We start from the raw sequence: 13,995 nt of genomic DNA on the forward strand, positions 1-13,995 counted from the left end.
GCCCAATTAAGGACCCGAGGCGCCACCAGCACCGCCATCGCCGCCGCTACCGGCACTACCGGCACTACCGGCGGCGCCGCCTGAACCGGCCCCCGCGCCACCGGCTGAACCGGCCGCGCCACCGGCCCCGCCGATCCCGCCGGCACCGCCAGTGCTGTAGGTGTCGCCGTTACCGCCGCCGCCGGTTCCGGCTTTTCCACCCCCAATGCCCCCGCCGCCGCTGCCACCGGCTCCGGCCGCACCCCCGGCCCCGCCATCACCGCCAGCACCACCACCGACAACACCTGCACCTGCAGCCCCTTCGGCACCCACACCACCGGCGCCACCATCACCACCGGCGCCGCCAACACCCGCAGTACCACCAGCTGCGGCCGCACCCCCGGCGCCGCCAGCACCGCCGGCGCCACCGGCCCACCCGGTGCCCCCGGCACCGCCCGGAACGCTCGCAGCCGCACCGGAGTCCCCGGCACCACCATCACCACCTACACCACCAGTGCCACCAACACCTGCAGCGCCAACCGTGCCGCCACGTCCCTGGCCGGCTGCACCTCCAGCACCGGCCGCACTACCGGCACCACCCGCGCCACCCGCGCCACCCGCGCCACCCGCGCCACCCGCGCCACCCGCGCCACCCGCACCGCCAGCAAGCTGATGGCCCACACCACTAGCCCCGACACCACCGCCACCACCAACGCCACCAACACCTCCAACACCACCATCACCGGCGGTACCCAGCCCGCCAGCGCCACCACCAGAGCCTCCGGCCCCGCCAGCCCCACCAGATCCACCGACACCGCCGACACCACCGGGAACAACCGCATCCCCACCGCTAGTACCCGCGCCGCCCACACCACCGGCGCCTCCTGCGCCACCCTCCCCAAACAAGCCACCGCCACCACCGAAGCCACCAGCACCACCGTCACCGCCAGCAAAGCCACCCGGCAAACCAGCAAAACCCGCCCCACCATCGCCACCAATTCCACCCGCACCGATCAACCACCCACCATTGCCACCGGACCCGCCCGTCCCACCGCCAACACCACCAGCACCGCCCGCACCACCACCGCCAAACACACCCGTACCACCACCAACACCCCCAACAACACCCACACCACCGGAACCACCAACACCCCCGGACCCACCATCTCCGAACACCCAGCCACCACGACCTCCCACACCACCAGCCCCACCCGCACCACCACGGCCACCAGCGCCACCAGCGCCACCAGCACCGATCAGACCCGCCGAGCCGCCCGCACCACCCACAGCACCGGGATTAGTACTCACCCCAGGGCTCCGGCGTTGTTGATTAGCAGGCTTGTGAGCTTGGGAATTGTGGATTGAGGAGGTCTAGGCGGCGGTTGGCGGTCAAAGCGGTGATCCGGCAGGCTTCGGCGATGTTGTCGGCGCCGTTGAGGCGGTGCAGATTGATCGCGGTGTTGCGTAGCGTTGCTAGGACCTGTGCGCCGTTTCCGGTATGTGCCCTTTGACGGTCTTCGTCGAAGGTGACGTCGCGTATCCAGTGCAGGCTGTTCTCGATTCCCCAGTGTTGACGCATCCAGGTCATGATCGCGGTAGGGCGGGCGTGCTCGAACGGCAGGCTGCAGATGGCATAGACCACCTCCACGCTGCGCTGGTCGGTGGCGGTGATCAAGCGTTCACGAGTGATCCGGATGATTTGTTTTGCGTAGGAGAAGCCGATTCCTCGTGCAGCGGTGATGATTTGCAGGGTGCGGGTCTCGACACGGCCGTGGCCGCGGGAGTCGTCGGTAGCGGCTGCGGGCACCTCGGCCCAGGGCAGCGCGGTGATACGCGCAAGTATTTTGGCTTGGTTGGACTTGACGATCATCAGGTAGTGCGACTTCAAGGTGGCGCAGATCAACTTCGCGGTGACGACCTGGGTATGCATCGCATCCACGGTGACCAGCCACCGCAAGCTACCCGGCAGCAGCGTGAGCAGGGCACGTACGCAGGGAATTTCATTGCTTTTCTCGGCGACAGCGAGTTGACCGAGCACCAATCGGGCACGGTGGGCGAACACCGACACGAAATGCGTGGCTGTCGCTTTGGCGCGTAAAGGCACCACGCAGCATCTTGCCGTCCAACGCGATCGGCACCAATCCACTGGGGTCGCTGCTGGCCACGTGTGCAGTGAAGTAACTGCCCATCCTGGCGTTGAGGTCGGCGGGGTCTAGCCGAGACAAAACAGCGCGGAAGGTCTTCTCACTGGGCCGCCGGAACCGGACCCCTAATTAGGCCAACACATCATCGGGAGCGGTGGCCGCCCATGTGGCAAAACCAGCATAGCCGCGCATCCCCGCGGCAGTGGCCAGAACCGCGATCGCCAACAAAGCCATCAGCGAATACCTCCGACCGCGTGGGTCCCTCGGGTCCGGCACCGAGACCAACACACCGAGAAACTCCGATCCGATGAGCTCGCTACGCTCACCAGGACTCCAGCGGTCGAACACCTCTGGAACCGACGACACAGGCAATACTGAAACGGTAGGCACGGGCAACTCCAGACCAACGACGAACAGTAACCAACTCGATCGTTCTCCAGAGAGCCCGTGCCTACACTCCGGCCCCAATAGCGCGGCACCAAAGATCATCAACCCAGCTCACAAGCCTGCTAATCAACAACGCCGGAGCCCTGGTACTCACCCCACCCACGCCACCATTGCCCCACAACAACCCACCAGCCCCACCCGACTGCCCCACCCCACCCACAGTGCCCCCGTCGGCACCATCACCAATCAGCGGTCGCCCCAACAACATCTGCGTAGGAGCGTTGACCATCCCCCAGACATCGCGCTGCAAACCCTGCAACGACAGCACACCTGAGGACTCAGCCCACCCATAGGAATCTGCCCCCGCACCCAACAGCGCCGCGACCCGAGCGTGAAATCCCGCCGCCCCAACAGCGATCCGCTGATAGTCACGCCCGTACATGCCGAACAACTCCGCGATCGCCGCCGACACCTCGTCACCACCAGCAGCCAGTAACTCGGTAGTGGCCGCCGCCGCAGCAGTGTTCGCCGCACCCACCGCCGACCCGATACCGGCCACATCGGCCGCAGCCGCACTCACCAACTCCGGACTCACCCACACAAACGACACCTCACAACCGCCTTCCCCAAGCGACAGAGACCCAGCAAGGCGATCCAACAACCGCGACCTCAATACATTCACAACAAAACCGCGCGATCACCCGCCACAAGCCGCAGGGACCCGCAGACGACTAGCGGACCCCCAACCGCCCACCCACCGACAAAGTCCGAGCCGAAACACCAAACAGGACAACCGGTCTGCCGTCACACAGATCGCACACACCGAGGTACCGAACGCACCAGAACATCAAACCGGGGCCGCTTCACCTGTAGAAGTCACACCGCCAGGGCTGAGACGAAATCCCGATCAAGCCATGGCGGTGCGCCCGGGCAAACGGGGCGCCACGACTAGCCCACCCCGTAGAGATTCACTCGACACACGGACCCAAAGCGGCCCAGCCAAACCCGTCCGGCCGCATCCGATGTCGTCGCGCGCTTCAGCGCGCCTTCCAGACCGGCTCCCGCTTCTGCGCAAACGCCAGCGGCCCCTCTTTGGCGTCTTCGGATCGAATCAGGGATCGCATCTCGCGCATAGTGCGTTCCCAACCCCGTTCTTCATCGGCGACAACTCCGTCGTCGACCCCGTAGGCGATGCGCTTGCTCGCCCGCACCGACAGCGGCGCGTTCACGGTGACCCGGGCGGCCAATGCCAGGGCCGCATCCAGCACCGCCCCCTGCTTGACGACCTGGTTGATCAGGCCCCACTCATAGGCGTCGGATGCCGTGATCGGCTCGCCGGTCAACAACATCTCCATCGCCACCTTGCGGGGCAGCTGGTTCACGATCCGAAAGACTCCCCCGGCGGCCGCGATCAACCCCCGTTTGACCTCGGGCAGTCCGAACTTGGCGCGTTCGTCGGCCACCACCAGGTCGCTGGCAAGCGCCAGCTCGGTGCCGCCGCATAGGGCGGTGCCGTTGACTGCCGCGATGGTGGGCTTGTCGATGAAATGATGGACGTAGCCCGCGAAACCCCACTCGTTGTGGTCGGGGTGGTAGATGTTCTCCCGCCGCGAGATGGCCAACAAGTCAGCTCCGGCACAAAACGACTTATCGCCGGCGCCGGTGATCACCACGGCGCGGACCTCGGGGTCATTTTGCGCCGATTCCAGCGCATCTCCGACCGCGACGCTGACCGCCCCGTTGATGGCGTTACGGGCTTCGGGCCGGTTGATCGTTATGACCATGACATTGCCGCGGTGTTCGACCAGCCCGGCGGGCTGGTCGTCACCGGCGTCTGTCACAAGAGCTCCAAGACAGTGGCGTTGGCTTGACCACCACCCTCGCACATCGTCTGTAAACCATAGCGAATTCCGTTGTCCCGCATGTGGTACAGCAGCGTGGTCATCAGCCGAGCACCCGATCCTCCCAGCGGGTGACCCAACGCAATCGCACCCCCGTTGGGGTTGAGCCGGTTCTCGTCGGCGCCGATGTCACGCAGCCAGGCCAGCGGAACCGGAGCGAATGCCTCGTTGACCTCGTATGCCCCGATGTCGCCAATACTGAGCCCGGATCGCTTGAGCACCTTCTGGGTTGCCGGGATCGGCGCGGTCAGCATGATCACCGGGTCGGCCCCCGCAAGTACCGCGGTGTGTACCTTGGCAATCGGCTTCATCCCCAGCGACTTAGCCTTTTCGGCGGACATGAACAACAGTGCCGCCGAACCATCGGAAATCTGCGACGAGTTACCGGCATGGATCACGCCGTCTTCCTTGAACGCCGGCTTCAGCGCCGCCATCTTTTCCATCGGCGTTCCGCGCCGGATACCTTCATCCTTGAGTACGGGGTTGCCATCCTGGTCCTTGATGCCGACGATCTGATCATCGAATGCCCCGGAATCTTGCGCGGCAGCTGCCTTTTCGTGCGACATCAAGGAGAACTCGTCGAGCATGGTTCGGCTCAATCCCCACTGCTCGGCAATCATCTCGGCACCAAGGCCCTGGTTAGGGATGCGGCCGTCATAGCGTTCCAGGAAGGTCTGCGAATACGGCCGCCCACCATTGGCCAGCGAAGAACCCATAGGGGTTCGCGACATCGACTCCACCCCGCCGGCGACGACGACGTCATAGTGCCCGGCCACCACGCCAGCCGCGGCGAAGTGCACCGACTGCTGACTCGAACCGCACTGGCGGTCGACCGTCACGCCCGGGACCGTTTCGGGCCAGCCGGCCGTCAGCAGCGAGGTGCGGGCGATATCGAGCGCCTGCTCCCCAGCTTGCATGACGCAGCCCCAGATGACGTCATCCACGATCTCCGGGTCGATGCCGGCCTTGTCAGCCAGTCCGTTGAGAACCTGCGCAGATAGATCCGCGGGGTGTACGCCGGATAGCGCGCCATTGCGCTTGCCGACCGGTGAGCGCACCGCTTCTACGATGACGGCTTCAGCCATGATGATGTCTCCTTTGACATTTTCCGTACGTCAGGCACTTCAGGAACACATTGATCTTCAATCTATTGAAGCCCAGGCGGGTGGACGGCGCCCGACCGGGGTAGTTCAGCCGGCGCACCGCGACGGCACCGAACTCCCTTGCACCACGCCGTCGGGCGAGCAGCCCCTGGGGCAATTGGTCTCGGACGCGCGCGTCGAGTCGCGCAAAATTTCACAGGCTTCGCCCGCGGCGACACAAAGATAGGCGCTTTGGCGAAAACGCAAATGTCGTCCCGCAATTATCATAGTGTCTTGTCTGCCAACGCGCATAAGGTGTGACGGGATTGGCCCGATGTCGTATGCGGGCGAAACTGCAGTTTCTGCGGCCGCACCCGCAATGGCCGCCAGCCGCAACCTAATCCGGCTATGGGAGGTCGCGGTGTGCTTGGCAGACAGGGGACGGACGATTCAGATGCACGCGAGGCAGCTTGCGGGGTTTGTGATTTCGCGAATATAGCGGCCGTCTCCGAGTGTGCGGCCAGCGGAGAAGGGAAGACCTGATGAACTTCATGATGTTGCCTCCGGAGGTCAACTCGGCGCTGATGTTCACCGGCGCCGGATCAGCCCCAACGCTGGCGGCCGCCACGGCCTGGGACGGACTGGCCGCCGAGCTGGGCGAGGCAGCTGAGGCATTTTCGTCGGTCACCTCGGGGTTAGCGAGCGGATCCTGGCAGGGGCCCGCTGCCGCCGCGATGGCGGCAGCGGCCGCACCGTATGCCGGTTGGCTGAGCGCGGCAGCAACTCGGGCGCTGGGCGCTGCCACGCAGGCCAAGGCGGCCGCGGCGGTATTTGAGTCGGCGCAAGCGGCCACCGTGCACCCGGAGTTGGTGCTGGCCAACCGCAATCAGCTGGTGTCGCTGGTGCTCTCCAACCTGTTTGGCCAGAACGCGCCGGCGATCGCCGCCACCGAATCTACCTATGAAGAGCTATGGGCCCAGGACGTGGCAGCGATGGTGGGCTACCACGGCGGTGCGTCGGCCGTGGCCGCGCAACTGGCACCGTGGCAGCAGGCAATACAGGCCCTACCGGGCCGGGTCGCCGCAATGGCCACAACTGGACCGGCCGCGTCAGCGGCAGCTGCACTCGCGTCCGGCCCGGCCGCGGCGCTGGGCATTGGCAACAACGGCAGCGGGAACTTCTTGAGCATCGGCAATATCGGCAACAACAACTTGGGCAGCGGAAACACTGGCTCAGCCAACCTGGGCGGCGGGAATATCGGCAACGGGAACCTGGGCAGCGGCAACACCGGCAACGTAAATCTGGGTAACGGAAACAACGGTTTCTTCAATTTCGGTAACGGGAACTTGGGCGATACCAACTTCGGTTCGGGAAACTCAGGAAATCTCAACCTCGGTAGCGGCAACCGCTTCGGCAGTGGAAACATCGGTTTCGGGAACCGCTTCGGCGATGGGAACTTCGGTAGCGGCAACGCCGGCAGCTACAACTTCGGCACCGGGAACAACGGTTCCTTCAATATCGGCAGCGGCAACAACGGTGACTCCAACATCGGCTTCGGCAACTTCGGCACCAACAACCTGGGCTTCGGCAACAACGGCAGCAACAACATCGGGTTTGGGCTCAGCGGCAGCAATCAGATCGGCATCGGCGGCCTGAACGCCGGCATAGGCAACATGGGCTTCGGGAACGCGGGCGACAACAACGTCGGCTTCTTCAACTCGGGCAGCAATACAGGGCTCCGGCGTTGTTGATTAGCAGGCTTGTGAGCTGGGTTGATGATCTTTGGTGCCGCGCTATTGGGGCCGGAGTGTAGGCACGGGCTCTCTGGAGAACGATCGAGTTGGTTACTGTTCGTCGTTGGTCTGGAGTTGCCCGTGCCTACCGTTTCAGTATTGCCTGTGTCGTCGGTTCCAGAGGTGTTCGACCGCTGGAGTCCTGGTGAGCGCAGCGAGCTCATCGGATCGGAGTTTCTCGGTGTGTTGGCCTCGGTGCCAGACCCGAGGGACCCACGCGGTCGGAGGTATTCGCTGATGGCTTTGTTGGCGATCGCGGTTCTGGCCACTGCCGCGGGGATGCGCGGCTATGCTGGTTTTGCCACATGGGCGGCCACCGCTCCCGATGATGTGTTGGCCTAATTAGGGGTCCGGTTCCGGCGGCCCAGTGAGAAGACCTTCCGCGCTGTTTTGTCTCGGCTAGACCCCGCCGACCTCAACGCCAGGATGGGCAGTTACTTCACTGCACACGTGGCCAGCAGCGACCCCAGTGGATTGGTGCCGATCGCGTTGGACGGCAAGATGCTGCGTGGTGCTTTACGCGCCAAAGCGACAGCCACGCATCTCGTGTCGGTGTTCGCCCACCGTGCCCGATTGGTGCTCGGTCAACTCGCTGTCGCCGAGAAAAGCAATGAAATTCCCTGCGTACGTGCCCTGCTCACGCTGCTGCCGGGTAGCTTGCGGTGGCTGGTCACCGTGGATGCGATGCATACCCAGGTCGTCACCGCGAAGTTGATCTGCGCCACCTTGAAGTCGCACTACCTGATGATCGTCAAGTCCAACCAAGCCAAAATACTTGCGCGTATCACCGCGCTGCCCTGGGCCGAGGTGCCCGCAGCCGCTACCGACGACTCCCGCGGCCACGGCCGTGTCGAGACCCGCACCCTGCAAATCATCACCGCTGCACGAGGAATCGGCTTCCCCTACGCAAAACAAATCATCCGGATCACTCGTGAACGCTTGATCACCGCCACCGACCAGCGCAGCGTGGAGGTGGTCTATGCCATCTGCAGCCTGCCGTTCGAGCACGCCCGCCCTACCGCGATCATGACCTGGATGCGTCAACACTGGGGAATCGAGAACAGCCTGCACTGGATACGCGACGTCACCTTCGACGAAGACCGTCAAAGGGCACATACCGGAAACGGCGCACAGGTCCTAGCAACGCTACGCAACACCGCGATCAATCTGCACCGCCTCAACGGCGCCGACAACATCGCCGAAGCCTGCCGGATCACCGCTTTGACCGCCAACCGCCGCCTAGACCTCCTCAATCCACAATTCCCCAGCTCACAAGCCTGCTAATCAACAACGCCGGAGCCCTGCGGGCACCTACAACACGGGCTTCTCCAACGCGGGTGAGACCAATACGGGCTGGGAAAACTCGGGCAACGTCAACACGGGTGGCTACAACTCGGGCGGCTTGAACACCGGCATCGGCAGTCCCGACACACAAGCCGGACCGAACTCCGGCTTTGGCCACTCCAGAAGCGGCAACTCCGGCTTCTTCAACTCTGGTGACGGCAACTCCGGCTTCCAGAACAGCAACACCGGCGTCTCTGCGAACGGCCACTCTGGAGTGCGCAATTCCGGTGACGCTACCAACGTCGGGTTCAGCAACTCAGGCAGCAATAACACAGGAATATTCAATACCGGGACCTTCAACACGGGGATAGCCAACTCGGGCAGCGACAGCTCGGGCCTACTGATTTCGGGCACCAACAGCTCGGGCGCCCTGAACTCTGGAGACGATCAGTCCGGTTTCAACAACTAGCCATCGTCACTTCGCCCTAAATCAGATTCCAATTCCAGTATTTGCCACCGAGAGATCCGCCCGCCTACTCGGCACCACACCGGGCGCGCCGGACTTACGCGCAACGACGCCATTACCCCTGCCCAGACTGCGTGCGGGATCTCCGCACACCCCATCGAAGGCCTCGAACATAAAGCTAGAATAGAACTCTAGTTTATTAGTTTATCGAAACTAGAATTACTTTCCATTAATTGCACCCCTCACTTAAACAGTAAGAAATCGGCGAAAAGCCAAAAATCACGACGGACTTCGTATTACGTTGCCAATACCGCGTGGCTTACACACGGGGCTACGAGCACAGCGCTATTGGCAGAAGGCACGCCGGATAGCCGCATTCCGGGCTGTGGACGGTTGGGGAGACGCACAGGGCTCCGGCGTTGTTGATTAGCAGGCTTGTGAGCTGGGGAATTGTGGATTGAGGAGGTCTAGGCGGCGGTTGGCGGTCAAAGCGGTGATCCGGCAGGCTTCGGCGATGTTGTCGGCGCCGTTGAGGCGGTGCAGATTGATCGCGGTGTTGCGTAGCGTTGCTAGGACCTGTGCGCCGTTTCCGGTATGTGCCCTTTGACGGTCTTCGTCGAAGGTGACGTCGCGTATCCAGTGCAGGCTGTTCTCGATTCCCCAGTGTTGACGCATCCAGGTCATGATCGCGGTAGGGCGGGCGTGCTCGAACGGCAGGCTGCAGATGGCATAGACCACCTCCACGCTGCGCTGGTCGGTGGCGGTGATCAAGCGTTCACGAGTGATCCGGATGATTTGTTTTGCGTAGGGGAAGCCGATTCCTCGTGCAGCGGTGATGATTTGCAGGGTGCGGGTCTCGACACGGCCGTGGCCGCGGGAGTCGTCGGTAGCGGCTGCGGGCACCTCGGCCCAGGGCAGCGCGGTGATACGCGCAAGTATTTTGGCTTGGTTGGACTTGACGATCATCAGGTAGTGCGACTTCAAGGTGGCGCAGATCAACTTCGCGGTGACGACCTGGGTATGCATCGCATCCACGGTGACCAGCCACCGCAAGCTACCCGGCAGCAGCGTGAGCAGGGCACGTACGCAGGGAATTTCATTGCTTTTCTCGGCGACAGCGAGTTGACCGAGCACCAATCGGGCACGGTGGGCGAACACCGACACGAGATGCGTGGCTGTCGCTTTGGCGCGTAAAGCACCACGCAGCATCTTGCCGTCCAACGCGATCGGCACCAATCCACTGGGGTCGCTGCTGGCCACGTGTGCAGTGAAGTAACTGCCCATCCTGGCGTTGAGGTCGGCGGGGTCTAGCCGAGACAAAACAGCGCGGAAGGTCTTCTCACTGGGCCGCCGGAACCGGACCCCTAATTAGGCCAACACATCATCGGGAGCGGTGGCCGCCCATGTGGCAAAACCAGCATAGCCGCGCATCCCCGCGGCAGTGGCCAGAACCGCGATCGCCAACAAAGCCATCAGCGAATACCTCCGACCGCGTGGGTCCCTCGGGTCTGGCACCGAGGCCAACACACCGAGAAACTCCGATCCGATGAGCTCGCTGCGCTCACCAGGACTCCAGCGGTCGAACACCTCTGGAACCGACGACACAGGCAATACTGAAACGGTAGGCACGGGCAACTCCAGACCAACGACGAACAGTAACCAACTCGATCGTTCTCCAGAGAGCCCGTGCCTACACTCCGGCCCCAATAGCGCGGCACCAAAGATCATCAACCCAGCTCACAAGCCTGCTAATCAACAACGCCGGAGCCCTGGGGAGACGCAGGGCCGGCCGCTGCTGGTTTCCGTTGCCGACGTCGGCCTGGATCAACACCGAAGGGGTGTCGTGATGAACTTTATGATGTTGCCGCCCGAGATCAATTCGGCACGAATATTCGCCGGCGCCGGGGTCGGCCCAACACTGGCCGCCGCGGCGGCGTGGGACGCGCTGGCCGCCGACCTGGCTTCAGCAGCCCAGTCATTCTCCGCGATCACCGTGGGACTCGTGGGCGAGGCGTGGCAGGGCGCAGCGGCGACGGCGATGGCCGCTGCGGCCAGACCTTATGCGAGCTGGCTGGGTACCGCAGCGGCGCGCGCCGCGGTGACGGCCGCCCAGGCTAACGCGGCCGCTGCCGTCTTTGAAGCGGCGCAAGCGGCGACGGCACATCCCGAGCTAGTGGCGGCCAACCGCAATCAGTTGGTCTCGCTGGTCGTGTCAAACCTGTTCGGCCAGAACGCCCCTGCCATCGCCTCGACCGAGGCCGCATACGATCAGCTGTGGGCCCAGGACGTGGCAGCGATGGCGGGCTATCACAGTGGAGCCTCAGCGGTGGCCGCGCAGCTGGCACCGTGGCAGCAGGCATTGCGCACCCTGCAGAACCGGGTGGCGGGGCCACGACGGCACTGCCTCCGCCCGGGCCCGCGGCCGCCGCAGCGCTGCCCGGCGCGGCCGCGGTTGGGTTCCCGGTTCTGCACATCGGCAACATCGGTTTCGCGAACCTAAGTGTCGGCAACATCGGCGACTACAACCTGGGCAGCGGCAACACCGGATCGTTCAACCTGGGCAGCGGAAATATCGGCGACGCCAGCCTGGGCAGCGGAAATGCGGGCAACGCAAACCTGGGCAGCGGCAACACCGGCAACATCAACTTCGGCAGCGGAAACCGCTTGGGCAGCCTCAACTTTGGCTTCGGCAATGCAGTGGGCGACGCGAACTTCGGCTGGGGCAACGCCGGTAGTTCAAGCCTGGGCCTCGGAAACTTCGGCTCCCTCAACTGGGGTAGCGGGAACAACGGCAGCACGAACTTCGGCAGCGGCAACACTGGCTCACTGAACCTGGGCAGCGGAAACGCGGGCGACTCCAATGTGGGCTTCGGCAACTTCGGCAGCAACAACGTTGGACTCGGCAATAACGGGAACAACAACATCGGCATCGGCCTCAACGGCGATGATCTGATCGGCATCGGCGCACTCAACTCGGGTGCCGGGAACCTCGGTTTTGGAAACTCCGGCACCAACAACATTGGCTTCTTCAACTCCGGCGACAACAACATCGGATTTTTCAACTCCGGAAGCGGAAATTTCGGGTTCGAGAACGCTGGCGATATCAATACCGGCTTCTGGAACGGGCGCGATACCAACACCGGTTTCGGGAACTCCGGCCTGAGCAACTTTGGTTTCGGCAATTCTGGCGTCAACAACGTGGGCGCCGGAAACGGCGGCTCTTCGAATGTGGGCCTCGGCAACGCGGGCCTGCTCAATACGGGAAGTTTCAATTCGGGCAACTTCAATACTGGCGACTTCAATTCCGGCAGCATGAATACCGGATACTTTAACTCGAGCGGCCACAACACCGGACTGGGCAACTCGCGTTTCACCAATACGGGTTTCTTCAACTCTGGTGACCTCAATACAGGAATGGGAAGTCCGGAGGACCAGTCCGTAGCGAACTCTGGATTCCGGAATGCCGGTTCCGGAAATTCGGGCTTCAATAATACCGGCAGCTTCAGTTCCGGGTTCTTCAACAGCACCAACAGCAATTCCGGATTCCTGAACGCGGGCGGGACCGTTAACTCCGGTATCAACAATTCAGGCAATACCAATGCGGGCATCGGCAACTTGGGCGACGACAACTTCGGTCTGTTCAACAACGGGACATTCAACACCGGAGCGGGGAACTCCAGCGGCGACGCCGTGTTCCCCTACACCTCGGGACTGTTCAACTCCGGCAACGGCAGCTCGGGTGTATTCAACGCCGGCGACGAGCAGTCCGGCTTCTTCGGCACCTCTGGTCTTGTGCTCACCGGCACGGACGGCCTGGCCGCCGCGACGACGTCAGGGTTGCCCGCATTAGACCTACCGGCTCCCAACTTGGGCATCGGCAATGCCGGCGTAGGCAACCTCGGTTTGGGCAACATCGGCGATTACAACCTGGGCAGTGGCAACACCGGCGACGCCAACTTCGGATTCGGCAATATCGGACAGGCCAACCTGGGCAGCGGCAACGCCGGAAACACGAACCTGGGCAGCGGCAACGCCGGCTCCACCAACTTCGGTAGCGGCAACCACGGCAACTCAAATGTCGGGTTGAGCAATTTCGGTAACAACAATCTTGGCCTGGGCAACAACGGCAGCAACAACATCGGCTTCGGGCTCACCGGCGACAACCTGGTCGGCATCGGCGCGCTGAACTCGGGTGCCGGAAACCTCGGTTTCGGCAATACCGGTGACAACAACATCGGGTTGTTCAACTCGGGCGACAACAATGTTGGCTTCTTCAACTCCGGCGACGCCAACTTCGGCCTGGCGAACTCCGGTGACACCAACACCGGTTTGTGGAACGCCGGATCCACGAATACCGGCTTTGGCAATGCCGGCAGCGCCGACTTCGGCTTTGGCAACGCCGGCGACCGCAACATGGGCTTCGGAAACGCGGGCGCGGCAAACATGGGCGCCGGAAACTCCGGCTCCTACAACACCGGCAGCTTCAACTCAGGCACCCTGAACACCGGCGACTTCAACGGGGGCGACCACAACACCGGGTGGGGCAACTCCGGCAACACCAACACCGGCGGGATCAACTCGGGCGACCTCAACACGGGGTTCGGCAGCTCGGCCGACCAGGCCGTCACAAACTCCGGTTTCGGAAACAACGGAAGCGGCAATTCAGGATTCAACAACACCGGCGACACGAACTCCGGTTTCCACAACGCCAACACGAGCGCGCTGTTCAGCGGTCACTCGGGTCTGCTCAACGCTGGCGGCAGCCAAAGCGTGGGAATCAACAACACCGGCAGCTTCAACACCGGCCTGTTCAACACCGGTTTCCGGACCGCGGGCATCGCCAACTCGGCCACAAACGGCCTCCTTACCGCGACTTCGGGCGTGGCCAACTCGGGCAACAACAGCTCCGGAGGATTCAATGCCAACCCCGACCAATCGGGGTTCTTCAACTAGCCCCCC

At 63.2% G+C, this 13,995-nt stretch carries 5 protein-coding genes and 6 pseudogenes; 5 read left to right on the plus strand and 6 right to left on the minus strand.

Going from position 1 to position 13,995, the window contains the following annotated elements:
* Positions 1–6: 6 nt before the first annotated feature.
* From CKW46_RS23860 to CKW46_RS23880, 5 genes and pseudogenes are all read right to left on the minus strand, one after another.
* Positions 7–1,341: a hypothetical protein gene (locus CKW46_RS23860; RefSeq protein WP_499019332.1), complete on the minus strand. Its 1,335-nt coding sequence runs from the start codon at positions 1,339–1,341 to the stop codon at positions 7–9.
* A pseudogene (locus tag CKW46_RS23865) lies at positions 1,310–2,513 on the minus strand (ISAs1-like element IS2404/ISMul1 family transposase). The gene CKW46_RS23860 and the pseudogene CKW46_RS23865 overlap by 32 nt, the downstream one beginning before the upstream one ends.
* A gap of 61 nt (positions 2,514–2,574) precedes the next feature.
* On the minus strand, positions 2,575–3,120 hold the full coding sequence (locus CKW46_RS23870) for a PE family protein (RefSeq protein WP_158420158.1): 546 nt from the start codon (positions 3,118–3,120) through the stop codon (positions 2,575–2,577).
* A 427-nt stretch (positions 3,121–3,547) separates the two neighbouring features.
* Positions 3,548–4,294 carry an enoyl-CoA hydratase-related protein gene (locus CKW46_RS23875; protein WP_238559659.1) on the minus strand — a complete coding sequence of 249 codons (747 nt, stop codon included), beginning with the start codon at positions 4,292–4,294 and terminating at the stop codon, positions 3,548–3,550.
* 53 nt (positions 4,295–4,347) lie between these two features.
* The gene (locus CKW46_RS23880; protein ID WP_015356864.1) at positions 4,348–5,496 is read right to left on the minus strand and encodes a thiolase family protein; all 1,149 of its coding nucleotides are present in this window, start codon (positions 5,494–5,496) and stop codon (positions 4,348–4,350) included.
* A 539-nt stretch (positions 5,497–6,035) separates the two neighbouring features.
* On the opposite strand from CKW46_RS23880, the pseudogene CKW46_RS23885 reads away from it, so the two are divergent.
* The 3 pseudogenes from CKW46_RS23885 to CKW46_RS23895 form a co-directional block, all read left to right on the plus strand.
* A pseudogene (locus CKW46_RS23885) lies at positions 6,036–7,223 on the plus strand (PPE family protein); the annotation flags it as partial.
* A gap of 144 nt (positions 7,224–7,367) precedes the next feature.
* Positions 7,368–8,570 (plus strand): annotated as a pseudogene (locus tag CKW46_RS23890) (ISAs1-like element IS2404/ISMul1 family transposase).
* A gap of 19 nt (positions 8,571–8,589) precedes the next feature.
* Positions 8,590–9,039, plus strand: a pseudogene (locus CKW46_RS23895) (hypothetical protein); the annotation flags it as partial.
* 423 nt (positions 9,040–9,462) lie between these two features.
* Here CKW46_RS23895 and CKW46_RS23900 read toward each other — a convergent pair.
* Positions 9,463–10,665, minus strand: a pseudogene (locus tag CKW46_RS23900) (ISAs1-like element IS2404/ISMul1 family transposase).
* Between the two features lie 229 nt (positions 10,666–10,894).
* Between CKW46_RS23900 and CKW46_RS23905 the strand changes: the two are divergent.
* Together CKW46_RS23905 and CKW46_RS23910 are read left to right on the plus strand one after the other, a co-directional pair.
* A pseudogene (locus CKW46_RS23905) lies at positions 10,895–11,317 on the plus strand (PPE family protein); the annotation flags it as partial.
* Positions 11,318–11,382: 65 nt separating this feature from the next.
* The gene (locus CKW46_RS23910; protein WP_482052489.1) at positions 11,383–13,989 is read left to right on the plus strand and encodes a beta strand repeat-containing protein; all 2,607 of its coding nucleotides are present in this window, start codon (positions 11,383–11,385) and stop codon (positions 13,987–13,989) included.
* Positions 13,990–13,995: the final 6 nt, after the last annotated feature.

Source organism: Mycobacterium liflandii (assembly GCF_022354805.1).
Classification (GTDB): Bacteria; Actinomycetota; Actinomycetes; order Mycobacteriales; family Mycobacteriaceae; genus Mycobacterium; species Mycobacterium marinum.